Below are 25,019 nucleotides of genomic sequence, written 5' to 3'. Positions count from 1 at the left end.
CGCCCCGGCGATGGCCGGCCCGGACGGGATCCTGCGCTGCCCGTGGGCGCTGTCGACGCAGGACTACGTCGCCTACCACGACACGGAGTGGGGCCGCCCGGTCCACGGGGACGACGCGCTGTACGAGCGGCTGTGCCTGGAGGCGTTCCAGTCGGGGCTGTCGTGGATCACGATCCTGCGGAGGCGCGAGGGCTTCCGCAAGGCGTTCGCGGACTTCGCGATCGATGCGGTCGCGCGCTTCGACGAGAGCGACGCGGAGCGGCTGATGCTGGACGCGGGCATCATCCGCAACCGGATGAAGATCGAGGCGACGCTGGCGAACGCGAAGGTGCTCGCCCAGTGGGAGCCGGGCGAGCTGGACGCGCTGATCTGGTCGCACGCCCCCGAGCCGGGCAAGGCCCCCGAGACGCTCTCCGACGTCCCGGCGGTGACGGCGCAGTCCACGGCGCTCGCCAAGGCGCTCAAGAAGGCCGGCATCCGCTTCGTCGGGCCGACGACGGCGTACGCCCTGATGCAGGCCTGCGGCCTGGTCGACGACCACCTCGCGGCCTGCGGTTTCCGGCACCGGACCTGACCTGCCCGGACCTGATCCGACCTGACCTGACCTCACCTGACCTGACCGTCCGGGCGGCCCTCGGCGGCCGCCCGGACGCGCCCGTCAGCGGCCCAGGTACTTCGGCGGCTGCTTCGCCAGGAACGCCTCGACCGCGATGCCGTGGTCCGCGGAGGCGCCCGCGCGGGTCTGGAGCACGTCCTCGTGGGCCAGGGCCTCGGGCAGCGAGTGGGACGCCCCGTACGCGAGGGACTCCTTGAGGGCCGCGTAGGCCACGGTCGGGCCCGAGGCGAGGGTCCGGGCCACCGACTCGGCCTCGGCGGCGAGCGCGTCCGACGGGACGACGCGGTTCGCGATGCCGAGCTCGTACGCCTCCTGCGCCTTGACCGAGCGCGGGAACAGCAGGAGGTCCGAGGCGCGGGAGGCGCCGATCAGCCGCGGCAGGGTCCAGGAGACGCCCGAGTCGGCGGTCAGCGCCACCCCGGCGAACGAGGTGTTGAAGGAGGCCGTGTCGGCGACGACCCGGAAGTCCGCCGCGAGCGCGAAACCGAAGCCGGCCCCCGCCGCTACCCCGTTCACGCCCGCCACCACGGGCTTCGGCATCTCCGTCAGGGCCCGCACGATCGGGTTGTAGTGCTCGGCGACCGTGCTCATCGTCAGCGAGGAGCCGCTCTCTCGGTCGGCCGCGAGGTTGCCGATGTGCTCCTTGAGGTCCTGGCCGACGCAGAAGGCCCGGCTCCCGGCCGCCGTGAGCAGGACCGCCCGCACCTGCGGATCGGCCCCGGCGGCCTGGACCGCGTCGCGCAGGGCGACCTTGGCCTCCGTGTTCATGGCGTTCATCGCGTCGGGACGGTTGATCGTGATGGTGGCGAGTCCGTCGGTCACTTCGTAGAGCACGCTGTCGGCCATGGCGGGGGTCCCCCTTCGTCGCGGGCTTGGCTACCGGCCGGTACCGGCCGGTGCAAGGGCCAGCATGGCGGACGGGGCGCGCACCGGGCATGTGATGTGCGTCAAAGAAAGAGGGGGCCGCCCGCCGGGCGCAGCGGCGAAGTATCGCAGGCGGATCCCCGAAATGAGTGGTTTTGGTCAAGCGCGTTGCACAAGCGTTCCCCGCCGATGTTGGTCATCGGGTCCTGACATGCGGGATAATGGCTGGGAAGCAATGTGTTCGATGCCGGGTACTAGGCGCCTGAATGGGGCCGTCGGCGACGATGAGCTGGTTTCAGGAAGGGGAACGAGCATGGCGGCCATGAAGCCGCGGACGGGCGACGGCCCGCTCGAGGTCACCAAGGAGGGGCGAGGCATCGTCATGCGCGTACCGCTCGAGGGCGGCGGTCGGCTCGTCGTCGAGCTGACTCCGGACGAGGCGGACGCCCTGGGTGACGCCCTGAAGAAGGTCGTCGGCTGATCCTCCGAGGACGCTGACAGGCACTTCGCCTGCGAAACTCCACGCCGCCCCGGCCGCCTCGCGCGGCCGGGGCGGCGTCGTACCTCCTGCCGGGCCGCCGGGTCAGCGGCGGACCGCGCACAGCAGGCCGTCACCCACCGGGAGCAGCGCGGCCTCCAGGGCCGGGCTCTCGCGCACGCTGCGCAGCAGCTCGCGGACCCGGAGCACCTCCACCGGTTGGGCGGCGGAGTCGACGGTACGGCCGTCGGAGAAGACGCCTTCGAAGCACACTAGACCGCCCGGCCGCAGCAGCCGCAACGATTCGGCGAGGTAGTCGAGGGACTCGGTGGGGTCGCCGTCGCAGAAGACGAGGTCGTAGCCGCCGTCGGCGAGCCGCGGCAGTACGTCCAGGGCGCGGCCGGGGATGAAGCGGGCCCGGTTGCCCGCGAAGCCGGCGGCGCGGAAGGCCTGGCGGGCGAACGCCTGCCGGTCCGGCTCCGGGTCGACGGTGGTCAGCACCCCGTCCGGGCGCATCCCGTACAGGAGGTGGATGCCGGAGACCCCGGTCCCGGTGCCGATCTCCGCCACCGCCTTGGCGTCGGCGGTCGCGGCCAGCAGGCGCAGCGCGGCCCCGGTGCCCGGGGAGACGGAGCGCAGCCCCGCTTCCCTGGACCGGTCGCGGGCCCATCGCAGAGCGTCGTCCTCGGCGACAAACGCGTCGGCGAACGCCCAGCTCGTCTGCCGGTTGCCGCTAATGACCCTCTCCTGTCCCCATAGTTGGCGCAACGGTGACTGTATCCGTTGACGTCGGGAACCCGCAGATGGGACCGGGCGTTGGGAGAGGTAGACGCGGGACGCATGCGGGATAGAGGGGACGGCGGAGGGCAGATCGGCAGTCGGGGAGCCCGCGGACCCATAAGACTCGTGCAAAGTTACTGCAAAAATGCTTATCCGGAGCTGACGGGAGGGGTGGCTATGGTAGGGGCTCCACTGGACACCACCAGAGCCGATAGGGGAGGTGCGGCTGCGCCTACGGATCGTGGAGGCGTATTCCGACGTCTCTTCTGGTCGGCAGGTGAGCCGAAATCCGTGACCGAGACTGCTGACCGCTTCCACACCGCCGACCCCGCAACCACCGCGACCTTTGCCGCCGAAGCGGGATCGCAGGCGTGGACGCCTCCCTCCTGGGAGGAGATCGTCAGCACGCACAGCGCGCGGGTCTACCGCCTCGCCTACCGCCTGACGGGCAACCAGCACGACGCCGAGGACCTGACGCAGGAGGTCTTCGTCCGCGTCTTCCGCTCGCTGTCCACGTACACGCCCGGCACCTTCGAGGGCTGGCTGCACCGCATCACCACCAACCTCTTCCTGGACATGGTCCGCCGCAAGCAGCGGATCCGGTTCGACGCGCTCGCCGACGACGCCGCCGAGCGGCTCCCCAGCCGCGAGCCGTCCCCCCAGCAGGTGCTCCACGACACCCACTTCGACGCGGACGTGCAGCAGGCGCTGGACACCCTCGCGCCCGAGTTCCGCGCGGCCGTCGTGCTCTGTGACATCGAGGGCCTGTCGTACGAGGAGATCGCCGCGACGCTCGGCGTGAAGCTCGGCACCGTGCGCAGCCGTATCCACCGAGGCCGCTCGCACCTGCGCAAGGCGCTCAAGCACCGGTCTCCCGAGGCCCGCGCGGAGCAGCGCGCGCTGGCAGGGGCGGCGGTGGGCGCCCCCGGCGCCGGAGGAGAGGGCGGAACCGAGTGAGCGGAGCCCGACCTTCCCCCGCCGAACAGCACCTGGGCGACCGTCTCGCCGCCCTGGTCGACGGGGAGCTGAGCCATGACGCGCGCGAGCGGGTGCTCGCGCATCTGGCGACCTGCCCCAAGTGCAAGGCCGAAGCCGACGCCCAGCGCCGGCTCAAGACCATGTTCGTGGAGAGCGCGCCGCCGCCGCTGTCCGCGGGGCTGCTCGCCCGGCTGCAGGGCCTGCCGGGTGGCGATCCCGCGGGTCCTTCCTCCGGGGCGCCGGGCGGCGGCGCCCCCACGGCCGCCTTCGGGTACGTGGCTCCGGCCGCGCCGCGCGAAGCGCTCCGTATCCATGAGGTCGGCCGTGCCCACGAGCCGGGCCGCCCCAGACGCCGGTTCGCGTTCGTCGCGGCCGGTGCGGTCTCGCTCGCCGCGCTCGCCCTGGGCGGCGCCCTGCCGCTGGACTCCGTCGAGCCGGGCGGCTCGCGGGGCGAGGCTCCCGCCGCGCGGCCCGAGCCCTACCTGCCGCTGACCGACGCGGTGGTCCGCGACCGGCTCCCGAGCCCGGGCGTGCTGCCCACCTTCGCGCCCAGGGGGGTGTTGAGCCCCTCCGCGCCGGTCTCGGCCCGGCCGGTGGTCTCCCTGGCGCACTGACGCCGGGGCCGCAGGCCCCGGGCCGGGGGCGGACCTGATTGAATCGGCGCCAGTGGCGCCGCCCGGCGGTGCGACAGCTTGTGGAAGTCCGCCAGCCGCGGGGGAGCGCCCATGTCCGACAGCCAGCACACCGATCCGGTTCCGGCGGCGCCCCGCTGGTGGAGCCGTCCCGCGAGCCCGGCGGACGTGCCGGCGCCGCGCGCGGCGGGGCAGGTGCCCGTACCGGCGGCCGAGTCGGGGCAGGTGCCCGTACCGGCCGCGGAGCCCCGCTACGACCCGTGGGCCGTCGTCCCCTTGCAGGTGGCCGACCCGGGCCGGGCGCCCCGCCCCGGGCCGCGGATGTGGCAGCTCGTGGCCGCCGGTGTCATCACCGCGCTCCTCGCCGGGGGCATCGGCGGCTACGTCGGCGTCCTCACCGAACGCCGGGGCAACGCCCGCCTCGAACTCCCGCAGGCCGCCGCCGACCACAAGGGCCGCGCCCCCGAGAGCGTGGCCGGGATCGCGGCCACCGCCCTGCCCGGCGTGGTCACCCTCCACGTCAGCAGCGGCAGCGGCGGCAGTACCGGTACCGGCTTCGTACTCGACGGCGAGGGCCACATCCTCACCAACAACCACGTCGTCGCCGACGCCAAGGACATAACGGTCACTTTCAGTACGGGTGACAGCGTTCCCGCCGAACTGGTGGGCCGCGACGGCGGCTACGACCTGGCCGTGGTGAAGGTCAACGGAGTACGGGGGCTGCGCCCGCTGGCCCTCGGGAACTCCGAGAACGTGCAGGTCGGTGATCCGGTGGTGGCCATCGGCGCGCCGTTCGACCTCTCCAACACGGTCACCGCCGGCATCATCAGCGCCACCGGCCGCCCCATCACGGCCGGCGGGGACAAGGGCGACGGCAGCGACATCAGCTACGTCGACGCCCTCCAGACCGACGCCCCCATCAACCCCGGCAACTCCGGCGGCCCGCTCCTGGACTCCCAGGCCCACGTGATCGGCATCAACAGCGCCATCCGCGGCGCGGACAAGGCGAAGGACGGGGACGAGGGCGCCCGCCAGAGCGGCAGCATCGGCCTCGGCTTCGCCATCCCCGTCAACCAGGGCAAGCGGGTCGCCGAAGAACTGATCCGCACCGGCCACGCCACGCACCCCGTCATCGGCGTCACCCTCGACATGCAGTACACCGGCGACGGAGCCCGGGTCGGGGCCAAGGGCGAGGACGGCAAGCCGTCGGTCGTGGCGGACGGCCCGGGCGCCCGGGCCGGGATCAAGGCGGGCGACGTGATCACGAAGGTGGACGGACAGCGCGTGCACGGCGGTGACGAGCTGATCATCAAGATCCGCGCCCACCGCCCCGGCGACGCGCTGCGCCTGACGGTGCTGCGCGACGGCAAGGAACACGCGCTGGAAGTGGTCCTCGGCTCGGCTGCCGGATCCTGACCGCCGGTCCGCCGGTCCGCCGGATCATGACCGCCGGTCCGCCGGGGCGCGGGGCTGAAAGCAGGAGCGGGGGCCTCCCGACGCGATCGGGAGCCTCCTGACGTAGGGGCATCGAGGCGGGGCCGGGTACCGTTGTGGGGCCGGACGTGGAAAGAGCCGAGGAGCGGCAAGGTGTTCAACGACATAGGCGCACTCGAAGTGGTCACGATCGTGGTGCTCGCCATCCTCGTCTTCGGCCCGGACAAGCTGCCGAAGGTGATCCAGGACGTCAGCGGCGTCATCCGCAAGATCCGGTCTTTCTCGGACAGCGCCAAGCAGGACATCCGCTCCGAACTGGGCCCGGAGTTCAAGGACTTCGAGTTCGAGGACCTCAATCCCAAGACCTTCATCCGCAAGCACCTGGCGGAGAACGAGGACCTCAAGGAGATCCGCGGCAGCTTCGACCTCCGCAAGGAGCTGAACGAGGTCACGGACGCCGTCAACGGCAGGGACGTGCAGCCCGGGCCGGCCGCCGCCGCGGCCGCCACGCCCGCCGCCGGCACGGGTCCGGACCTGCTCAAGAAGCCCGCCGCTCCCTCGGCCGAACAGCGCACGCCCTTCGACGCCGACGCCACCTAGGCGTTCTTTCCGGCCTCGGACGTCGCCCGGACACGACCTAGGCGACGGCCTGCCCGGCGATCCGGGACCGGATGGCTATCCTCTCCATCTGTCCGGACGCAGGGCACCCGAGGAGGGGATTCCCCCGCGAAGCGAGGGGAGAGCCGTTCCGGACCCCACGGAACGAGAGGCGCCCAGATGGAGACGACCAGCAGCCGCGTAGGGACACAGCCCGCGGAAGCCACCGCCGAGGCCCCCGCCGCCGCACCACAGCCCACCCCGGAGCCCGAGCGGCCCCCCGCACCGGGAACCCAGGAGCAGTCCGCGCCCCATGCCACGGCCCGCCGGGCCCTCGACGGCTACCTGAGGGCCGACTTCCCCTGGTACGGGCTGGACGGGGCCTTCACCGGACCCCGCTGGCTCATGCAGGTGGGGGCCGCCGCCGACGGCACCGTCGAGCACGGCTCCACCGGCCACGGGGACGAGCCCTCCGCCCGGGGCGAGATCGCCACCGGCGAGAAGGAACGCTTCGCGGTGGTGATCACCGTGGCGAGCAACCCGCTGCGCCGCAGCGGCGACGGCACCGGCGTCCTGGAGGCGACCTCCGTCGCCTCCGCCGCCTGGCTGGCCGGCTCGGGCCTGCTCGCGTACAGCTGGCCCGGCCAGATGGACCACACCCTGCGCAACGACTGGCTCGACCAGCAGACCGAAGCGGCCTGGGAACTCGCCGACGACCTCGACGGCGCCGACTGGTCGACGCTGTCGCTGCCGGTCGACGGGGAGCCGACCACCTTCCACTACCGCGAGTCGGAATTCGGCTGGGTGCTCGCCGGCTCCACCCGGGCGGGCGTGCACCTGGGCGCGTACGGGCGCGGGATGAGCGCCTACGGCCTCGGCTTCTCGGCCATCTCCGACCTCGGCACGTACGAGTAGCCGCGCGGAAACGAGCGGCACCGCGGACCGGGTCCGCGGTGCCGTGTCCCTGGGGCCTCACGGCCCTGTGCTCTCAGAACTTGTTGCGCGGCGTGATCCCCAGCGACATGCCCGACAGGCCGCGCGCGCGCCCGCCCAGCTTCCCGGCGATCGCGCGCAGCGCCGCACCCGCCGGGGAGTCGGGGTCGGACAGCACGACCGGCTTGCCGTCGTCGCCGCCCTCGCGCAGCCGCACGTCGATCGGGATGCTGCCCAGCACCGGCACGCTCGCCCCGACCGTCTTGGTCAGGCCGTCGGCCACCTTCTGGCCGCCGCCCGAGCCGAACACGTCGACCATCTCGTCGCAGTGCGGGCAGGGCAGGCCCGACATGTTCTCGACGACACCGACGATCTTCTGGTGGGTCTGCACGGCGATCGAGCCGGCCCGCTCGGCGACCTCGGCCGCGGCCTGCTGCGGGGTGGTCACGACCAGGATCTCGGCGTTCGGCACCAGCTGCGCCACGGAGATCGCGATGTCACCCGTGCCCGGCGGCAGGTCCAGCAGCAGGACGTCCAGGTCACCCCAGAAGACGTCCGCGAGGAACTGCTGGAGCGCCCGGTGCAGCATCGGACCGCGCCAGACGACCGGCGCGTTGCCCGGGGTGAACATGCCGATGGAGATGACCTTCACGCCGTGCGCCGACGGCGGCATGATCATGTTCTCGACCTGGGTGGGCCGGCCGTCGACGCCGAGCATGCGCGGCACGCTGTGGCCGTAGATGTCCGCGTCCACGACGCCGACCTTGAGGCCGTCCGCCGCCATCGCCGCGGCCAGGTTGACCGTGACGGAGGACTTGCCGACGCCGCCCTTGCCGGACGCGACCGCGTACACGCGGGTCAGCGAACCCGGCTTGGCGAAGGGCACCTCCCGCTCGGCGGTGCCGCCGCGCAGGGTGGCGGCGAGGTCCTTGCGCTGCTCGTCGCTCATCACGTCGAGGGTGACGGCGACGGAGGTGACGCCCGAGACGCGCTCGACGGCCTCGGTGACGTTCTTGGTGATGGTCTCGCGCATCGGACAGCCCGACACCGTCAGGTACACCGTGACCGCGACCGCGCCGCCGTCGCCGATCTCCACCGATTTGACCATGCCGAGGTCGGTGATCGGCTTGTGGATCTCGGGGTCGTTCACCGTCGCCAGCGCGTCCAGGATCGCGTCCTGCCCAGGCGCAGCGGCGGAGCTTGTGTCGGTAGCCATGCCCCGATGGTACGGCTCGGTAGCACGCCGCCGGTAAGCCCGTCAGCGGTCGCCTTCGTCACGTTCGGGCGGGAGCAGTCGCCGCTCGTCCATCTCCTTGATCAGGTCCTGGAACTCCGAGCGGATCCAGTCGCGGGTCGCGACCTCGCCCAGGCCCATCCGCAGCGAGGCGATCTCGCGCGTCAGGTACTCGGTGTCGGCGATGGAGCGCTCGTTCTGCTTGCGGTCCTGCTCCAGGTTGACCCGGTCCCGGTCGTCCTGCCGGTTCTGCGCCAGCAGGATCAGCGGGGCCGCGTAAGAGGCCTGGAGCGAGAGCATCAGGGTCAGGAAGATGAAGGGGTACTTGTCGAAGCGCAGGTGGTCCGGCGCGAAGACGTTCCACAGCACCCAGGCGATGATGACGATCGTCATCCAGACGATGAAGCGGCCCGTGCCCAGGAACCGGGCGACCCGCTCCGAGAGCCGCCCGAACGCCTCCGGGTCGTACACCGGCAGCAGCCGCCGCCGGTCGCTGCGCGGCTGGTCCAGCCGGGCCCGCGGTGAGCGGGTCAGCGCGCTCGCCCCGGTCGCGGAAGCGGTCGTCTTGGCCCGCATCCGCTCGGCGATCTCTTCCTCCCGCCCCGTCAGGCCCTGCTCGCGCGCGTACTCGCGGGCGTGTTCGCGCGCCAGCTCGCGCCGCACGCGGGTCTGCTCGCGGCGCCGGTCGCGCGCCGGGTCACGCCGCCGTTCAGTGCCCACGTACGGCCTCCTCGGAGTGGAAGTCCGTCTCCCGCCAGTCGTCCGGCAGCAGGTGGTCGAGCACGTCGTCCACGGTCACCGCGCCCAGCAGCGAGCCGCTCTCGTCGACCACGGGCACCGCGACCATGTTGTACGCGGCCAGGTAGCTGGTGACCACCGGCAGTGAGGCGTCCGGCCGCAGCGGCGGCAGGTCCGTGTCCACGATCGAGCTGATCAGGGTGAACGGCGGATCGCGCAGCAGCCGCTGGAAGTGCACCGTCCCCAGGTACTTGCCCGTCGGCGTCTCGTCCGGCGGCCGGCACACGTACACCTGCGCCGCCAGCGCGGGGGACAGGTCCGACTGCCGGACCCGGGCCAGCGCGTCCGCGACCGTCGCGTCCGGGCGCAGCACGATCGGCTCCGTGGTCATCAGACCGCCCGCCGTGCGCTCCTCGTACGACATCAGACGCCGCACGTCCGCCGCGTCGTCCGGCTTCATGAGCGTCAGCAGCCGCTCCTTGTCGTCCTCCGGGAGTTCGGACAGCAGGTCGGCCGCGTCGTCCGGGTCCATCGCCTCCAGGACGTCGGCCGCCCGCTCCTCCTTGAGCTTGCCGAGGATCTCCACCTGCTCGTCCTCGGGCAGCTCCTCCATGACGTCGGCGAGCCGGTCGTCGTCGAGGGCGCTGGCCACCTCGGCGCGCCGCTTCGGCGTCAGGTGGTGCAGTACGTTCGCCACGTCCGCCGGCCGCATCTGCTCGAAGGTGGCCACCAGGTTCTCGGCGCCCTGGCCCTCCTCCTCCAGCGAGAACCCGGTCACCGCCGACCACTCCACGGTCAGGGTCTCGCCGCGCCGGCGCAGCGCGCCGCCCTTGCCCTTGCGGACGAAGATGCGGTCGATCTCCCAGTCCCGGCGGGCCGGCAGCTGCTGGATGGCCACGTCCAGGACGGTGACCTCCTCGCCGGTCGACACCAGCTTCACGCGGCGGTCCAGCAGCTCGCCGAGGATCAGCCGCTCGGTGGGGCGCTGTTCGAAGCGCCGCATGTTGACGACTCCGGTGGTGATGACCTGCCCGGACTCCACGCCGGTCACCCGGGTCATGGGCAGGAAGATGCGCCGTCGGCTGACCACCTCGACCACCAGCCCCAGCAGCCGCGGCGGCCGCCCGCCGACGCGCAGCATGGCGACGAGGTCGCGCACCCGGCCCACCTGGTCGCCGTTGGGGTCGAAGACGGGCACACCCGACAGATGCGAGACGAAGATCCGCGGGGCGCCAGCAACCATCCGAGCGCCTCCTAGAACGTGAACCGACCGTCGATCAACAGTCCTGCCGAGCCTCAGGCTAGCCCGTGGCCCGGGAGGGCGTCCTGGTGGGGCCGTCGTACGGCGTCCGTACGGGGCCGGACGGGCGGCTTCCACACCGGGCGCGGGCCGCGCGGGAGGGGCGGGTACGCTGCCTGCTGCCCCAGACGACCGACCGGGAGGCACCCGCACGTGACCGCCTACTTCCCCGCCGCGCGCCTGCGCCGGGCCGCCTTCATCGGCGCGCTGTGCGCGGGTCTCACCGTCACCGTCACGGGCTGCGGCGGCGGCGAGGACCCCGACAAGGGCACGAACGGCGTCGGCAAGCTGCCCGCCGACCAGATCGAGGCGAAGGCGAAGGCGGCGGCCACCGCGGCGAGCTCGGTGCACCTGTCGGGCTCGGTGGTCACCGGCGGCAAGACCTTCACCCTCGACATGCGCCTCAAGGGCGACGGCGGTTCCGGCGAGGTCAAGTCCCAGCAGGACACCTTCCAGGTGCTGCGCATCGGCGAACAGCTGTACTTGAAGGCCAACTCCGCCTTCTGGGGGAAGTCCGACTCGGCCGGGAAGCTCGGCGACAAGTTCGTCAAGGTGCCCCAGAGCGACCCCACGTACAAGCAGTTCCGCGGTTTCACCGACATGCACGTCCTGCTCGACGGGCTCCTCGGCCTCGACGGCAAGCTCACCAAGGCCCCCTACGGCAAGGTGGGCCACGGCCGCGTGGTGCCGGTCCTCGCGGCGGGCGGCAAGGGCGGGCGGCTCTCGGTGTCCCTGGAGGGGACCCCGTACCCGCTGCTCATGGAACGCGCGGGCGGCGCCGGGCGGGTGGAACTCGCGGAGTGGGGCCAGAGCTTCCAGCTGAGCGCGCCCGCGCAGGACCAGACGGTGGATTACGGTTCCCAGCTGCCCACCACCAAGGACGCGGGCGGCGCCACGCCCGGCCCGAGCAAGAGCTCCGGCCAGGGCTCCGACCCCACCGAAGGCTGACCCCGCCGGGCCCGGGCAGTCCGCCCCGCACCCGGCGGCCTCCGCCCGGCCCGGCAGCCTCCTCCGCCCGGGGCAGCGCGGGCCTCTAGCGGGCCGCCTTCTTCCGCTTGAGCAGCAGCTTCGGCAGCCCGGCCGGGACCTCGCGGCGCGTGATCGCCGGGGACGGCAGCGGCGGCGCGGCCAGCGACCCGCCCGGCAGGGAGTCCCGTACCGCCGCCGGCTCCAGCCGCAGCAGCCGGCACTCCCGCGCCCACCGCTCCGTCATCCGCTCGGCGTCGGGCGCGTTCAGCCGCTTGCCCTTGAGCTCCGCCACCGCCGCCTGCCACGCCTCGCCGCCCGGAGCGAGCTCCCGTACCGTGGCCGTCCAGGCGACCAGCCGGCCGCCCTTGTCCTTGCTGCGCACGGTCACCTCGGCGCCGCCGCCGTCGGTGAGCCCGGGGAACGGCTGCTCACCGGGACCGTCGCCCACCACGTGGGCGGCGCCGTCCACCCAGGCGTGCCACAGGGCCCGGTCGGCGCCGGAGCCGCGGACCCAGATGAGCCCGGACTTCTTGGTGGCCTCCTCGACGAGGGCCAGGTCGAGCGCGCTGAGAGTCATGCGCACAGGGTAGCCAGCGGCCGGTGAGGGGCTACAGCCAGCCGTTGCGGCGCAGGGCGCGGTGGATGGTGAGACAGGCCCCGGCGATGGCGGTCATCACCATCGGGTAGCCGTAGCGCCAGTGCAGCTCCGGCATGTGCTCGAAGTTCATCCCGTACACGCCGCAGATCATCGTCGGGACCGCGATGATCGCCGCCCACGAGGTGATCTTGCGCATGTCCTCGTTCTGCGCGACCGACGCCTGCGCGAGGCTGGCCTGGAGGATCGAGTTCAGCAGCTCGTCGAAGCCGACGACCTGCTCGTGCACCCGCGCCAGGTGGTCGGCGACGTCGCGGAAGTACTTCTGGATGCCGGGGTCCACCAGCCGCATCGGGCGCTCGGAGAGCAGTTCCATCGGCCGCAGCAGCGGGGAGACGGCCCGCTTGAACTCCAGCACCTCGCGCTTGAGCTGGTAGATGCGGCCCGCGTCGCCGCCGCGGCCGCTGCCCTTGGCGGGCGCGGCGAAGACCGCGCTCTCCACCTCGTCGATGTCGTCCTGCACCGCCGCCGCGACCGCGATGTAGCCGTCGACGACGTGGTCGGCGAGGGAGTGCAGCACCGCCGAGGGTCCCCGGGCCAGCAGTTCGGTGTCGTCCTGCAGGCGGTGGCGCAGGCCCTTGAGGGAGCCCTGGCCGCCGTGCCGGACGGTGATGACGAAGTCCGGGCCGGTGAAGCACATCACCTCGCCGGTCTCCACTACCTCGCTGGTGGCGGTCAGTTCGGTGTGCTCGACGTAGTGGATCGTCTTGAAGACGGTGAACAGGGTGTCGTCGTAGCGCTCCAGCTTCGGCCGCTGGTGCGCGTGCACCGCGTCCTCCACGGCGAGCGGGTGCAGCCCGAAGGTGGCGGCGATCCCGGCGAACTCGGCCTCGGTGGGCTCGTGCAGACCGATCCAGGCGAAGCCGCCCTCCTCGCGGACCCGGCGGATCGCCTCACGGGGCGTCAGGCACGCAGTGCCCGGCTCGCGCGGCTCGCGCCGCCCGTCGCGGTAGACGGCGCAGTCGACCACCGCGCTGCTGGCGGACGGGTCGCGGGTGGTGTCGTAGCCGGGTTGCGCGGGGGTGGACCGGCGCAGGGCCGGACGGACGGCGGCACGGAGGTAGGGCAGCATCGACATGGCAGGCTCCTTCGCGCGCACGGCTGCGGACCGTACGGGTGGGAGGCCCTCCGCGGCTGCGCACGGGCAGTCAGCCCCGGGCAGACGGAGGGAAACAGGACGGAGAGGACAAACGTTCTGCCGTCGCTCTTCTACTGACCTTCCGGCGCCCGGCAGGCCACCGGGGGAAGATCACAGGGGGCGCGGAACGCCCGGCATAGAAGTGGAAGAGCGATTGGTACTGCACGATCGACTTCGATCCATCGCAGCCCCACCTCCTCCGGCCGGTCCCCCGTGAGGGACGTCCTGTCGCCCGGACCCTGGAAACAACGCGTCTGCGTGCGGTCCCGACCAGCTGTCAACACTATCAGCCGACGGATGGTCAGGACCGCGCCTTTACCCGCCGGATACGAGTTCTATGCTCGCTCCATGGCAGAAATTCTCGCCCTTGTGGAGGCCCGGCTGCGCACCGCGTTCGGCGAACCCGACGCCCGCGCCGCCGTCACCTTCCTCGGCACCGACCGCATCGAGGTACTCCGTTTCGCCGAGGGCGACCTCGTGCGGTACGCGACCCTCGGCATGTCCGCGCACCCGATGACCGACCCGACCGCCGTGGTCGCCGACCCGCTGCGCGGCCCCCGCGCCGAGCTGGTGCTGACCGTGCGGGCGGGTCTGGCGCCCACCGACAAGCTGCTGCGTCCGCTCGCCGTGCTGGCCGCGTCCCCGATGGTCGAGGGGCTGGTCGTGGCGCCCGGTGCCTCGCTGGACGTGGGTGAACCCCTTTGGGAGGGCGCGCCGTTCAGCTCCGTCCTGGTCGCCGAACCGGGAGGGCTGGTGGAGGACCTCGTACTGGACGAGCCGCTGGAGCCGGTGCGGTTCCTGCCGCTGCTCCCGATGACGGCCAACGAGGCCGCCTGGAAGCGGGTGCACGGCGCGGCCGCCCTCCAGGAACGCTGGCTCGCGCGCGGCACGGATCTGCGGGATCCTCTGCGTACGGCCGTCGCACTGGACTGAGCTCCCGTCGCCCGGGGTACGGATGGATGGCATCCGGACGGGTGAGCGTGCCTTGACGGGGCGCCGGGCGGGGAGGAGCGTGCTTCTTATGAGGGGCGAACCGAGTTGCCCGAAGTGCGGTGGCCGGGTCCGAGCGCCCGGTCTTTTCGCCGACTCCTGGCAGTGCGCGGTGCACGGCGCCGTCCATCCCCTGCAGCCCGTGATCCCGCCCAGCGTCGAAGGGCTGGGCGTCATAGTGCACCGGGCGCACGTACCGGTGTGGATGCCGTGGCCCCTGCCGGTGGGGTGGCTGTTCACCGGCGTCGCCGCCGCCGGGGACGACCGCAGCGGGGGCCGCGCCACCGCCGTCGCCTGCTCGGGTCCCGGGCCGCTCGGCGGAATGGGTGAGCTGGTGCTCGTCGCGGAGGAACTGGGGGTAGGCCTCGGCGCGCGGTACGCGGGGATCGACGCACCCGACCCCGGCCCCTACATGGACGTCTCCGCGCCGCCGCACGCCAAGGTCGTCGCGGCCGGCCGGCCGACCCCGCTGTGGCACGTCAAGGGAGCCCCCGACGACCGGGCCGTGTTCGCGGGCGAGGCGCGCGGGCTGTGGCTGTGGGCGGTGGTCTGGCCGGAGCAGACGGGGCTGCTCATGTACGACGAACTCGTCCTGACCGACCTGCGCGAGGCGGGCGCCGAGGTCGAACTGGTCCCGTGCGGCGCGCTGAGCCCCCGCATTCTGTCCTCTTGACGCGCCGCCCGCACGGCTCGGCCCTGGCCGGCCTCACCGGCTTCGCGCCGCTGCGCCGGACTCCGTCCGCCGGTCCCGGGCCGGTAGCCCCTTCCTCTTGACCTCTTGACGCGCCGCTCGCACGGCTCGGCCCCGAGGGCTCCCGGCTTCCCGGCGCCGCGCCGTCCGTAACCCCCGGCCGGGCGCGCTGCCATCCGGCGGGTCCCCCGCCCGCATCGACCCTCGGGGTACGCGCGTGCCCCCACGGGAGCCCGCCAGGGCCGAGCGGTGGTCAGCGCGTCTCGCCCGGCAGCTCCGGCCCGGCGTTCGTGGGGGCCGATGGCATGCGCCGCTGCGAGCGCCGGCCACCGGCCCTGGGCCGACGGCTGGAGTCCGGCGCGGCCGCGGAAAGCCGGGAGGGCTCGGGGCCGAGCCGTGCGAGCGGCGCCCGGGGTCCGGGGCGGAGCCCCGGGGAACGGAGGAAGGGCGGGTAGGGGAACCGCCCCGCGCAGCGGCCCACCCGCAGCCCCGGGCAGCCGGGCGGCCGCATCCGGACAGCCGCAACCCCTGGCGGCCGCGCCCCCGTGGCAGCCGGGGCCGCCCCGTCCCGCGACGCCCCGCGTTCGCGCACGTCAAGGCCCGGCCGGGGCAGGGGTACCCTTGAGTGTCCCCCCGTACGTCCCGAACCCTGGAGCATGGCTGTGCGCATCGACCTGCACGCCCACTCCACGGCTTCCGACGGCACCGACACCCCCGCCGAGCTGGTGCGGAACGCGGCCGCCGCCGGGCTGGACGTCATCGCGCTGACCGACCACGACACCGTCGGCGGATACGCCGAGGCCGTCGCGGCCGTGCCGCAGGGGCTCACCCTCGTCACCGGCGCCGAGCTCAGCTGCCGGCTCGACGGCATCGGGATGCACATGCTCGCCTACCTCTTCGACCCCGAAGAGCCCGAGCTGCACGCCGAGCGGGAGCTGGTCCGCGACGACCGCACCCCCCGCGCCCAGGCCATGATCGGCAAGCTCCAGGCGCTCGGCGTCGACGTCACCTGGGAGCAGGTCGCCCGGATCGCCGGTGCGGGCTCCGTGGGCCGGCCGCACATCGCCACCGCCCTCGTCGAGCTCGGCGTCGTGCCCACCGTCTCCGACGCGTTCACGCCCGACTGGCTCGCCGACGGCGGCCGCGCCTACGCCGAGAAGCACGAGCTCGACCCCTTCGACGCGATACGCCTGGTGAAGGCGGCCGGCGGGGTCACCGTCTTCGCCCACCCCGGCGCCGCCAAGCGCGGCGCCTGCGTGCCCGAGAGCGCCATCGCCGAACTGGCGGCGGCCGGACTCGACGGCATCGAGGTCGACCACATGGACCACGACGCCGCGACGCGCGCCCGGCTGCGGGGCCTCGCGGACGAGCTGGGTCTGCTGACCACCGGGTCCAGCGACTACCACGGCAGCCGCAAGACCTGCCGCCTCGGGGAACACACGACCGACCCCGAGATCTACGGCGAGATCACGCGCCGCGCCACCGGGGCCTTCCCCGTCCCCGGTGCCGGTGGACGGCGCCACGAGGGCTGAGCCCTCGCCCGCCCCCGCTCCTTTTTGCTACACCCCTCTCTCCTGCAAGGCATCACTGTGTTTGATTTCGCCGTCTTCGGATCCCTATTTCTCACGCTTTTCGTGATTATGGACCCCCCGGGGATCACGCCGATCTTCCTCGCCCTGACCTCCGGCCGCGCCACCAAGGTGCAGCGCCGCATGGCCTGGCAGGCCGTCTGCGTGGCCTTCGGTGTCATCGCCGTCTTCGGCATCTGCGGTCAGCAGATCCTCGACTACCTGCACGTCTCCGTGCCGGCGCTGATGATCGCCGGCGGGCTGCTCCTCCTGCTGATCGCGCTGGACCTGCTCACCGGCAAGACGGACGAGCCCAAGCAGACCAAGGACGTGAACGTCGCGCTCGTGCCGCTCGGCATGCCGCTCCTGGCGGGTCCGGGTGCGATCGTCTCCGTCATCCTGGCCGTGCAGAAGGCCGACGGCTTCGGGGGGCAGGTCTCGGTCTGGTCGGCGATCATCGCCATGCACGTCGTCCTGTGGATCACGATGCGCTACTCGCTGGTGATCATCCGGGTGATCAAGGACGGCGGCGTCGTCCTGGTGACGCGCCTCGCCGGCATGATGCTGTCCGCGATCGCCGTCCAGCAGATCATCAACGGTGTGCTCCAGGTCGTGCACGCCTGAGACGCCGGCGGCCCGCCATGGTGCGCCGCCCGCTGCACATGCGAATGCCCCGCACCGGTCCGGTGCGGGGCATTGCGTCGTCCCTCGCGTACGTAGCAGCGGGCAATCGCGTGAAGCGGGTCAGTTGGACGCGGTCTCCGCCGGGCGGATCAGAATGCGCTGGCCCACGGAGGCGGCGTGCTGCACGATCCGGTTGACGGAGGCCGCGTCCACGACGGTGCTGTCCACGGCGCTTCCGTTGACATCGTCCAGGCGCAGAATCTCGAAGCGCACGGGCTTCTCCCTTCGTCAGTGTTTCACTTGCACTGGCATAACGAAGTGTAAGCCGCAAACATTCCCTACGCTAAGGAAATTTTTTCACTCGCTAACGAACCTCTGGGGCCGGTACCGCTTCCGTACCCCAGAAGGCGGCCAGCGCACCCGCGGTGACCTGCGGGTTCTCGGCGTTGGGGGAGTGTTCCGCGTCCTCGACGATGACTCGCGCCGCCCTCAAGCGCCGCGCCATCTCGTCCATCAGCGGCACCGGCCAGGCGTAGTCGACCTCCCCCGACAGGACCAGCTTGCGCAGCGGCACCTGCGCCAGCTCCGCCACCCGGTCGGGCTCCGAGATCAGCACCCGCCCCGTGCCGATCAGCTGCTCCGGTACCGTCGCCAGCCACCGCTCGCGCAGGAAGCCCGCCAGCGCGGGGGGGTCGGGCACGGCGTTCGGCGGGTCCTGGGCGCGCATCGCGTCCCACACGGCCGCCATGTCGTCCCGCAGCGTCTCCAACGCCGCGATCAGCAGCTTCGTACGGGCCTGCTGGTTCTCGGTGATCGCCGCCGGGCCGCTGCTCATCAGGGTGAGGGAGGCGAAGGGGGCGGGGTCGCGCAGCACGGCCGCGCGGCAGATCAGGCCGCCCAGGGAGTGGCCGACGAGGTGCACCGGTCCGGCGTCCAGCGCCCTGGCCTGGGCGAGCAGGTCCCGGGCCAGCTCCTCGCAGCCGTACGCGGACTCGTCGCGCGGGCCGGGGCTCTCGTACTGGCCCCGCCCGTCGACCGCGACCACCCGGTATCCGGCGGCGGCCAGCGGCTCCAGCAGGCCGATGAAGTCCTCCTTGCTGCCGGTGAAGCCCGGTACCAGCAGGGCCGTGCCGCGCAGCGGCTCGCCCGCCTCGTGCACGGCGAACTCCCCGCGCGCGGTCCCGAGACGGTACGCGCGGGCGACGGACGGCAGGGTCAGGCGGGGCGGCTTGCTCATGGGGCCGAGGTTACCGGCCCGTAGCGTGCGGTACAGCCCCTGGCACGCGAAGGGCCCCGGTCCCCTCCGAAGAGGGGACCGGGGCCCATCGGGCGTCGTTACGCCTCCGGCGTCGGCGCGACGGCCTTGCGGGTACGCGTGCGCTTCGGCTTGGCGGGAGCCTCCTCGGCGGCGGCCTCGGTCGCCACGGGGGCGGCCTCCGCGGCCTTGCGGGTCCGGGTGCGCTTCGGCTTCGCCGGGGCCTCCTCGGCAACCGCGGCAGCCTCGGGCGCGGCCTCGGTCACCGCGGGGGCGGCCTCCGCGACCTTGCGGGTGCGCGTGCGCTTCGGCTTCGCCGGGACCTCCTCCGCGACCGGAGCGGCAACCGGAGCGGCCTCGGTCACCGCGGGGGCGGCCTCCGCGGCCTTGCGGGTCCGGGTGCGCTTCGGCTTGACCGGAGCCTCCTCCACGACCGCAGCCGGGGCGGTGACCACGGCGGCTTCGGCGACGGCTTCGGCCACCGGAGCCACGGCCTTGCGGGTCCGGGTGCGGCGGGCCGGGGCGGGCTCCACCGGCGGGGCCATCTGGAAGTCGGGCTCCGCGGCGGACGGGGTCACGGGCCGGCGGACCGGGCGGCGCGCCGGCCGGACGGGCTCGACGGCCGGGGCCATCTGGAAGTCCGGCTCGGGGGCGGCGGCCGGCGCCTCGGCGACCGGGGTCACCGCGGCGGCGTTCGCCGACGGCGCGGCCGCACGGGTCCGGCGCCTGCGCGGCCTGCGCGGCTCGTCGGCGGCGGGGGCCACTGCGGCGGGGGCCGCAGCTGCCGGAGCCTCGGCGACGGGGGCCACCGCGGCGGCCGCGGCCACCGTCTCGGCGCCCGTCTCGGCACCACCGCGCGTACGGCGGCGCTGACGCGGGGTCCGCGTACGCGCCGGACGCTCCTCGGCCGGCGCGGCGGCGGCGGCCGGGCCGCGACCGCCACGGCCACCACGGCCGCCGGTCTCGCCCAGGTCCTCCAGCTGCTCGGCCTTGAGGCCCTCACGCGTGCGCTCGGCACGCGGCAGGATGCCCTTGGTCCCGGCCGGGATGTTCAGCTCCTCGAACAGGTGCGGGGACGTGGAGTACGTCTCGACCGGCTCGTGGAAGTCCAGCTCCAGCGCCTTGTTGATCAGCTGCCAGCGCGGGATGTCGTCCCAGTCGACCAGGGTGACGGCGATGCCCTTGTTGCCCGCGCGACCGGTACGGCCCACGCGGTGCAGGAAGGTCTTCTCGTCCTCCGGCGCCTGGTAGTTGATGACGTGGGTCACGCCCTCGACGTCGATGCCGCGCGCGGCCACGTCGGTGCACACCAGCACGTCGACCTTGCCGTTGCGGAACGCCCGCAGCGCCTGCTCGCGCGCGCCCTGGCCCAGGTCGCCGTGGACGGCGCCGGAGGCGAAGCCGCGCTTCTCCAGCTGCTCGGCGATGTCGGCCGCCGTGCGCTTCGTACGGCAGAAGATCATGGCCAGACCGCGGCCCTCGGCCTGCAGGATGCGGGAGACGAGCTCCGGCTTGTCCATGTTGTGCGCACGGAAGACGTGCTGCTTGATGTTGGCGACGGTCACGCCCTCGCCCTCGGGGGAGGTGGCGCGGATGTGCGTCGGCTGCGACATGTACCGGCGGGCCAGGCCGATGACCGCTCCCGGCATGGTCGCCGAGAACAGCATGGTCTGACGCTTCGGCGGCAGGTAGTTGATGATCTTCTCGACATCGGGCAGGAAGCCCAGGTCGAGCATCTCGTCGGCCTCGTCCAGGACGAGGGCCTTGACGTGGGAGAGGTCCAGCTTGCGCTGACCGGCCAGGTCGAGGAGGCGGCCCGGGGTGCCGACGATGATGTCGACGCCCTTCTTGAGGGCCTCGACCTGCGGCTCGTACGCGCGGCCGCCGTATATGGCGAGGACGCGGACGTTACGGACCTTGCCCGCGGTCAGCAGGTCGTTGGTGACCTGGGTGCACAGCTCGCGGGTGGGAACCACCACGAGCGCCTGCGGGGCGTCGGTCAGCTGGTCGGGCCGGGCCCGGCCCGACTCGACGTCGGCGGGGACGGTGACCCGCTCCAGCAGCGGAAGGCCGAAACCGAGCGTCTTGCCGGTTCCGGTCTTGGCCTGGCCGATGACGTCCGAGCCGGAGAGGGCTACGGGGAGGGTCATCTCCTGGATGGGGAAGGGGGACACGATGCCGACGGCTTCAAGGGCTTCGGCGGTCTCGGGAAGGATCCCGAGTTCACGGAACGTAGTCAGGGTGCTGCCTCTTCTGTGAGACGCGGCGCGAGGCGGCGAGGGGGGTCGTACCGTGCCGGGCTTGCAGTACTACACCCGCCCACGTTCGGGCGAGCCGTACAAAGCTGCGCGGGACCACTAGCCTTCGCTCAAGCGCTTCTGCCGCTGAGGGGGCCCCTCGTGCGGGCGGTACGCATGAACGTACGCACGACACAGAGGGCGGTCGGGTGGAGCCGATCGGGCCACCGACCGGGCATCCTCATTCGGATGGCCCGCCGAGTTTCCGGCAGGCGCATTACCACTGTACCCCGGAATCGCGCAGCTGTGTCGGGTGAATTCACCTGGTAGTCGCGTTTAGGTGGACTGAGCAGGTGGTTCGCGGCGGGTTTCGGCGGGCTATTGTGCGGTGCATGTCGACCGTAGAAAACGCATCGCCCGCCGACGACGGCACCCCCGCGGAGGCGGCCGGAATCGCCGCCCAGGACTGGGCGACCGCCTCGGCCTCACCGCAGTACCGGGCAGCCGTCGTGGACCTGCTCGGCGCGCTCGCATACGGAGAACTCGCGGCGTTCGAGCGCCTGGCCGAGGACGCGAAGCTCGCGCCCACGCTTTCCGACAAGGCCGAACTCGCGAAGATGGCCTCCGCCGAGTTCCACCACTTCGAGCGGCTCCGCGACCGGCTGTCGGCGATCGACGCCGAGCCCACCGCCGCGATGGAGCCCTTCGCCAAGGGCGTCGACGACTTCCACCGCCAGACCGCCCCTTCGGACTGGCTGGAAGGCCTGGTCAAGGCATACGTCGGCGACTCCATCGCCAGTGACTTCTACCGCGAGGTGGCCACCCACCTGGACACCGACACCCGCGCCCTCGTGGTCGGCGTGCTCGACGACACCGGCCACGGCGGCTTCGCCGTCGAGAAGGTGCGCGCCGCGATCGAGGCCGACCCGCGCGTCGGCGGCCGGCTCGCGCTGTGGGCCCGCCGGCTGATGGGCGAGGCGCTCTCGCAGGCCCAGCGCGTGGTCGCCGAACGCGACGCGCTGTCGACCATGCTGGTCGGCGGTGTCGACGGGATGGCGGCCGGCTTCGACCTCGCGGCCGTCGGCGAGATGTTCACCCGGATCACCAAGGCCCACACCAAGCGGATGGCGGCCCTCGGCCTCGCCGCCTGAGCCGCCCGCAGACACGCACGGCCCCGGAGCGGAATTCCCCGCCCGGGGCCGTGCGTGCGCGTGCGGTGTCAGAGGGGTCCCGACCGGTCTCTGCTCTCTGCGACTGGTCCCGGGTGTCCCGGGTGGTCCCTAGGGGTCAGCCCCGCGTCGGAAGTGAAAACGGAGGCCGCCTGCGGGAGGGGCCGGAGCGCCCCGCGGGCCGCAGCAGCAAGGACAGCACCACCGCGGACACCATCACGGAGCCCAGCAGCGTCGCCGCCAGCGTGTTGTGCCCCGGGCCCAGCGACATGTGCGTGAGGTACGCCCCGAACAACGCCCCCGCCACTCCGCTGACCAGCACCGTTCTGGAAGAGGGCAGCCGCTCCCCGAGCGCGCGCACCGCCGCCCCGGCAAGGGCGAGTCCCAGCAGACCGGAGCCGAGCGCTTCCATCAGCAGCATGAGGTCCCTTCCATACGTCGGCGGGCGTGTGCGGGGTGCAGCAGTGCGCTCCTACCCGAAGCGGAAGAAAGGGAAACGGCCCGGCGGATGCATCCGCCGGGCCGTCACTCTCGGTCTGCCGGGACTCAAGTCACGCCCCGTCCGCGCACTCAGAGCGCGCCGAAGCCCACCTTGCGTCCGCTCGGCTCGCCCAGGTCGACGTACGACAGGCGGTCGGACGGCACCAGGACCTTGCGGCCCTTGGCGTCGGTCAGGCTCAGCAGCGGCACCGTGCCGGACAGCGCCGCCGTGACGATGCCCTCCAGCTCCTCGGCGCTCAGGTCGCTCTCCAGCACGATCTCCCGGGGTGCGTGCTGCACGCCGATCTTGACCTCCACGGCTTTGTCCCTCCGACGATCCGGTTCGCGCGATCAGCCGCGCCGTACCCGGTCCACATTAGCCCGGAGAGGGGACACGATCGGCTTGCGGCGGACACGCTCGCAGCGAACAGCCCCCCCTCGCCGCGGGCCCGCGCCCCGGCCTCAGCCCTCGGTGCCGTGCAGCGGGAAACCGGCGATGCCGCGCCAGGCGAGCGAGGTCAGCAGACCCACCGCGGTGTCCCGTGCGACGGGGCTCTCGCTCGACAGCCAGTACCGCGCCACGACCTGCGAGACGCCGCCCAGCCCCACCGCCAGCAGCATCGATTCGTCCTTCGACAGGCCGGTGTCCTCCGCGATGACGTCGGAGATCGCCTCCGCGCACTGGAGCGAGACCCGGTCGACGCGCTCGCGCACCGCCGGCTCGTTCGTCAGGTCGGACTCGAACACCAGCCGGAACGCGCCGCCCTCGTCCTCCACGTACGCGAAGTAGGCGTCCATGGTCGCCTCGACGCGCAGCTTGTTGTCGCTCGTCGACTCCAGCGCCGTGCGCACCGCCAGCAGCAGCGCCTCGCAGTGCTGGTCCAGCAGCGCGAGGTAGAGGTCGAGCTTGCCGGGGAAGTGCTGGTAGAGCACCGGCTTGCTGACACCCGCGCGCTCGGCGATGTCGTCCATCGCCGCCGCGTGGTACCCCTGCGCGACGAAAACCTCCTGGGCCGCGCCCAGGAGCTGGTTGCGTCGGGCGCGGCGCGGCAGTCGCGTGCCCCGGGGACGCGCTGCGTCCGTCTGCTCGATGGCTGTCACGCCGCCTCCCACTTTCTCTAAGAACACACTGCGCTCTGCGCCGCGCCGCCATCGTACTTTTCGGTAACCGAATCTGGTGGGTTCAGGCCGAGTTTTCTCGCTGTACGGACCACTCCCGACCCCCCGGACACGCTGGTCAGCGGTAGTCGTCCTCGTCCAGCGGGACCACCCGGGCCTGCTCGAAGGCATCGCCGTCGGTGGCCTCGTCCCGGTCCACGCCGGTCGGCCGGTCGTCGTCGTGCGGCTGGACGTCGGTGTGCTGCTCCGCGGCATCCGCCTCGGGCGTCTCCGGGTCGGGAAACTCCCGGAGCTCCTCCTGGAAACTGTCCGGTTCGGCAGGATCGACCGTCATACCGCTCCCCTCGCCTTCGCTCGTCTCCCTATGAGCCTAGGAGGAACGCGGTTACGCCGCCAGGTGGTCCTGTGACCGCCGACACAAGGGGCCGGGTGTGATCGTCTCGTAACATTGGCCGCATGTCTTCGACGGAGCTGCCGGGTGTGAAGGCCGCAGCCGAGCTGACCTCCCAGGTGGGGGGCGGCCGGGTGGCCGAGGGGGAGCGGCTGCGCACGGCCCCGCTGTCCGGTCTGGAGCTGAACGTACGGTTCCGGCCACCGGTACGGGAAGGGCTGCCGCCCGCCCTGTTCGTGCACGGTCTCGGCGGGTCCTCGCAGAACTGGTCGGCGCTCATGGAGCAGCTCGCCGGCGACGTGGACTGCGAAGCCATCGACCTGCCCGGGTTCGGCTGGTCGCCGCCGCCCGCCGACCGGGACTACTCCGTCACGGGCCTGGCCCGCGTGGTCATCCGCTACCTCGACGCCGCCGGACGCGGGCCGGTGCACCTGTTCGGGAACTCCCTGGGCGGCGCCGTCTCCACCCGGGTCGCCGCCGTCCGGCCCGACCTCGTACGGACCCTGACGCTCGTTTCGCCCGCGCTGCCGGAGCTGCGCGTGCAGAGGTCGGCCGTGCCCACCGCCCTGCTGGCGCTGCCCGGGGTGGCCACCTTGTTCGGGCGCCTCACCCGCGGCATGAGCGCCGAACAGCGCACCAAGGGGGTGACGGCCCTCTGTTACGGAGACCCCTCCCGGGTGACGTCCGAGGGCTTCGAGGCCGCCGTCGAGGAGATGGAACGGCGGATGGCCCTGCCGTACTTCTGGGACGCGATGACCCGCTCCTCGCGCGGCATCGTCGACGCCTACACCCTCGGTGGCCAGCACGGACTGTGGCGGCAGGCGCAGCGGGTGCTCGCGCCGACCCTGCTGATCTACGGCGGCCGCGACCAGCTGGTGTCGTTCCGCAAGGCGCACAAGGCGGCCGCGGCCTTCCGTGGTTCGCGGCTGCTGAGTCTGCCCGAGGCGGGACACGTGGCGATGATGGAGTACCCGGAGGTGGTGGCCACCGCCTTCCGGGAACTGCTGCGGGACACCGAACGCGCGCGCCAGACTGCTGCCGGGAAGCCGACGGCGGGGCGTGCGGCCGGGCAGGCGGAACACCCCGGGCAGTGCGAACAGAACGAGCAGGGCCAAGACACGGCAGACACCGAAGACGGCAGAGGCTGAG

The 25,019-nt window shown here is 72.7% G+C and carries 28 protein-coding genes; 14 read left to right on the top strand and 14 right to left on the bottom strand.

Annotated elements, in window-relative coordinates; all coding sequences use genetic code 11:
• Window positions 1-10 precede the first annotated feature (10 nt).
• Window positions 11-574 carry a DNA-3-methyladenine glycosylase I gene (locus OG861_RS11360; RefSeq protein WP_443056782.1) on the top strand — a complete coding sequence of 188 codons (564 nt, stop codon included), beginning with the start codon at window positions 11-13 and terminating at the stop codon, window positions 572-574.
• Window positions 575-658: 84 nt separating this feature from the next.
• On the opposite strand, the gene OG861_RS11355 is transcribed toward OG861_RS11360, so the two are convergent.
• On the bottom strand, window positions 659-1,462 hold the full coding sequence (locus tag OG861_RS11355) for an enoyl-CoA hydratase/isomerase family protein (protein ID WP_329198017.1): 804 nt from the start codon (window positions 1,460-1,462) through the stop codon (window positions 659-661).
• Window positions 1,463-1,793: 331 nt separating this feature from the next.
• On the opposite strand from OG861_RS11355, the gene OG861_RS11350 reads away from it, so the two are divergent.
• Window positions 1,794-1,961: a DUF3117 domain-containing protein gene (locus tag OG861_RS11350; RefSeq protein ID WP_003966491.1), complete on the top strand. Its 168-nt coding sequence runs from the start codon at window positions 1,794-1,796 to the stop codon at window positions 1,959-1,961.
• A 102-nt stretch (window positions 1,962-2,063) separates the two neighbouring features.
• On the opposite strand, the gene OG861_RS11345 is transcribed toward OG861_RS11350, so the two are convergent.
• Entirely contained in the window at window positions 2,064-2,726 is a 663-nt protein-coding gene (locus OG861_RS11345) for an O-methyltransferase (protein ID WP_329198019.1), read from the bottom strand.
• Window positions 2,727-2,915: 189 nt separating this feature from the next.
• Here OG861_RS11345 and sigE point away from each other — a divergent pair, with 189 nt between their 5' ends.
• The 5 genes from sigE (at window position 2,916) to OG861_RS11320 (ending at window position 7,294) form a co-directional block, all read left to right on the top strand.
• Window positions 2,916-3,695 carry an RNA polymerase sigma factor SigE gene (gene sigE, locus OG861_RS11340; RefSeq protein WP_329198022.1) on the top strand — a complete coding sequence of 260 codons (780 nt, stop codon included), beginning with the start codon at window positions 2,916-2,918 and terminating at the stop codon, window positions 3,693-3,695.
• Window positions 3,692-4,330: an anti-sigma factor family protein gene (locus OG861_RS11335; protein WP_443056598.1), complete on the top strand. Its 639-nt coding sequence runs from the start codon at window positions 3,692-3,694 to the stop codon at window positions 4,328-4,330. Before sigE ends, OG861_RS11335 begins: the two co-directional genes overlap by 4 nt.
• A gap of 111 nt (window positions 4,331-4,441) precedes the next feature.
• Complete coding sequence (locus OG861_RS11330) at window positions 4,442-5,764, top strand: S1C family serine protease (RefSeq protein ID WP_329198024.1); 1,323 nt, start codon at window positions 4,442-4,444, stop codon at window positions 5,762-5,764.
• A gap of 171 nt (window positions 5,765-5,935) precedes the next feature.
• Window positions 5,936-6,382, top strand: a complete 447-nt coding sequence (locus tag OG861_RS11325; protein WP_329198026.1) for a sec-independent translocase — start codon at window positions 5,936-5,938, stop codon at window positions 6,380-6,382.
• Between the two features lie 177 nt (window positions 6,383-6,559).
• A complete protein-coding gene (locus OG861_RS11320; protein WP_330261697.1) occupies window positions 6,560-7,294 on the top strand; it encodes a hypothetical protein in 735 nt (244 codons plus the stop codon).
• Between the two features lie 73 nt (window positions 7,295-7,367).
• On the opposite strand, the gene OG861_RS11315 is transcribed toward OG861_RS11320, so the two are convergent.
• From OG861_RS11315 to OG861_RS11305, 3 genes are all read right to left on the bottom strand, one after another.
• A complete protein-coding gene (locus OG861_RS11315; RefSeq protein ID WP_329198030.1) occupies window positions 7,368-8,528 on the bottom strand; it encodes an Mrp/NBP35 family ATP-binding protein in 1,161 nt (386 codons plus the stop codon).
• A 42-nt stretch (window positions 8,529-8,570) separates the two neighbouring features.
• Window positions 8,571-9,134 carry a DUF1003 domain-containing protein gene (locus tag OG861_RS11310; RefSeq protein ID WP_329202429.1) on the bottom strand — a complete coding sequence of 188 codons (564 nt, stop codon included), beginning with the start codon at window positions 9,132-9,134 and terminating at the stop codon, window positions 8,571-8,573.
• A gap of 121 nt (window positions 9,135-9,255) precedes the next feature.
• Window positions 9,256-10,527, bottom strand: coding sequence for a magnesium transporter MgtE N-terminal domain-containing protein (locus tag OG861_RS11305; RefSeq protein ID WP_329198031.1), 1,272 nt, complete (start codon window positions 10,525-10,527; stop codon window positions 9,256-9,258).
• A 210-nt stretch (window positions 10,528-10,737) separates the two neighbouring features.
• On the opposite strand from OG861_RS11305, the gene OG861_RS11300 reads away from it, so the two are divergent.
• Window positions 10,738-11,532, top strand: a complete 795-nt coding sequence (locus OG861_RS11300) for a hypothetical protein (protein ID WP_329198033.1) — start codon at window positions 10,738-10,740, stop codon at window positions 11,530-11,532.
• An 85-nt stretch (window positions 11,533-11,617) separates the two neighbouring features.
• Here OG861_RS11300 and OG861_RS11295 read toward each other — a convergent pair whose 3' ends face one another.
• Complete coding sequence (locus OG861_RS11295; protein WP_329198035.1) at window positions 11,618-12,130, bottom strand: hypothetical protein; 513 nt, start codon at window positions 12,128-12,130, stop codon at window positions 11,618-11,620.
• A 31-nt stretch (window positions 12,131-12,161) separates the two neighbouring features.
• Entirely contained in the window at window positions 12,162-13,286 is a 1,125-nt protein-coding gene (locus OG861_RS11290) for a magnesium and cobalt transport protein CorA (RefSeq protein WP_329198037.1), read from the bottom strand.
• A 408-nt stretch (window positions 13,287-13,694) separates the two neighbouring features.
• On the opposite strand from OG861_RS11290, the gene OG861_RS11285 reads away from it, so the two are divergent.
• The 4 genes from OG861_RS11285 to OG861_RS11270 all read left to right on the top strand — a co-directional run bounded on the left by OG861_RS11285 (window position 13,695) and on the right by OG861_RS11270 (window position 17,219).
• On the top strand, window positions 13,695-14,279 hold the full coding sequence (locus OG861_RS11285; RefSeq protein WP_190183294.1) for a suppressor of fused domain protein: 585 nt from the start codon (window positions 13,695-13,697) through the stop codon (window positions 14,277-14,279).
• Window positions 14,280-14,367: 88 nt separating this feature from the next.
• The gene (locus OG861_RS11280; RefSeq protein WP_329198040.1) at window positions 14,368-15,009 is read left to right on the top strand and encodes a DUF6758 family protein; all 642 of its coding nucleotides are present in this window, start codon (window positions 14,368-14,370) and stop codon (window positions 15,007-15,009) included.
• Between the two features lie 680 nt (window positions 15,010-15,689).
• Window positions 15,690-16,559, top strand: coding sequence for a PHP domain-containing protein (locus OG861_RS11275; RefSeq protein WP_329202430.1), 870 nt, complete (start codon window positions 15,690-15,692; stop codon window positions 16,557-16,559).
• Between the two features lie 57 nt (window positions 16,560-16,616).
• Entirely contained in the window at window positions 16,617-17,219 is a 603-nt protein-coding gene (locus OG861_RS11270) for a MarC family protein (RefSeq protein ID WP_329198042.1), read from the top strand.
• Between the two features lie 120 nt (window positions 17,220-17,339).
• On the opposite strand, the gene OG861_RS11265 is transcribed toward OG861_RS11270, so the two are convergent.
• The 3 genes from OG861_RS11265 to OG861_RS11255 all read right to left on the bottom strand — a co-directional run bounded on the left by OG861_RS11265 (window position 17,340) and on the right by OG861_RS11255 (window position 20,624).
• Window positions 17,340-17,492 (bottom strand): hypothetical protein, encoded by a 153-nt coding sequence (locus OG861_RS11265; RefSeq protein ID WP_168714059.1) that lies wholly within the window; start codon window positions 17,490-17,492, stop codon window positions 17,340-17,342.
• Window positions 17,493-17,583: 91 nt separating this feature from the next.
• Window positions 17,584-18,456 (bottom strand): alpha/beta fold hydrolase, encoded by an 873-nt coding sequence (locus OG861_RS11260; RefSeq protein WP_329198044.1) that lies wholly within the window; start codon window positions 18,454-18,456, stop codon window positions 17,584-17,586.
• Window positions 18,457-18,554: 98 nt separating this feature from the next.
• Window positions 18,555-20,624, bottom strand: coding sequence for a DEAD/DEAH box helicase (locus tag OG861_RS11255; RefSeq protein WP_329198046.1), 2,070 nt, complete (start codon window positions 20,622-20,624; stop codon window positions 18,555-18,557).
• 479 nt (window positions 20,625-21,103) lie between these two features.
• On the opposite strand from OG861_RS11255, the gene OG861_RS11250 reads away from it, so the two are divergent.
• A complete protein-coding gene (locus tag OG861_RS11250; protein WP_329198047.1) occupies window positions 21,104-21,862 on the top strand; it encodes a ferritin-like fold-containing protein in 759 nt (252 codons plus the stop codon).
• 136 nt (window positions 21,863-21,998) lie between these two features.
• On the opposite strand, the gene OG861_RS11245 is transcribed toward OG861_RS11250, so the two are convergent.
• The 4 genes from OG861_RS11245 to OG861_RS11230 all read right to left on the bottom strand — a co-directional run bounded on the left by OG861_RS11245 (window position 21,999) and on the right by OG861_RS11230 (window position 23,813).
• On the bottom strand, window positions 21,999-22,301 hold the full coding sequence (locus OG861_RS11245) for a hypothetical protein (RefSeq protein WP_329198049.1): 303 nt from the start codon (window positions 22,299-22,301) through the stop codon (window positions 21,999-22,001).
• Between the two features lie 149 nt (window positions 22,302-22,450).
• Complete coding sequence (locus OG861_RS11240; protein WP_329198051.1) at window positions 22,451-22,678, bottom strand: DUF3107 domain-containing protein; 228 nt, start codon at window positions 22,676-22,678, stop codon at window positions 22,451-22,453.
• A gap of 144 nt (window positions 22,679-22,822) precedes the next feature.
• Window positions 22,823-23,461, bottom strand: coding sequence for a TetR/AcrR family transcriptional regulator (locus tag OG861_RS11235; RefSeq protein ID WP_329198053.1), 639 nt, complete (start codon window positions 23,459-23,461; stop codon window positions 22,823-22,825).
• A 136-nt stretch (window positions 23,462-23,597) separates the two neighbouring features.
• Entirely contained in the window at window positions 23,598-23,813 is a 216-nt protein-coding gene (locus OG861_RS11230) for a hypothetical protein (protein ID WP_329198055.1), read from the bottom strand.
• A 122-nt stretch (window positions 23,814-23,935) separates the two neighbouring features.
• Here OG861_RS11230 and OG861_RS11225 point away from each other — a divergent pair, with 122 nt between their 5' ends.
• A complete protein-coding gene (locus OG861_RS11225) occupies window positions 23,936-25,018 on the top strand; it encodes an alpha/beta fold hydrolase (protein WP_329198057.1) in 1,083 nt (360 codons plus the stop codon).
• The last annotated feature ends 1 nt before the right edge of the window (window position 25,019 follow it).

It is taken from the genome of Streptomyces sp. NBC_00539 (assembly GCF_036346105.1).
Classification (GTDB): Bacteria; Actinomycetota; Actinomycetes; order Streptomycetales; family Streptomycetaceae; genus Streptomyces.
The sequence above is the reverse complement of the archived record's forward strand: the minus strand, read 5'-3'. Positions and strand labels throughout refer to the sequence as shown.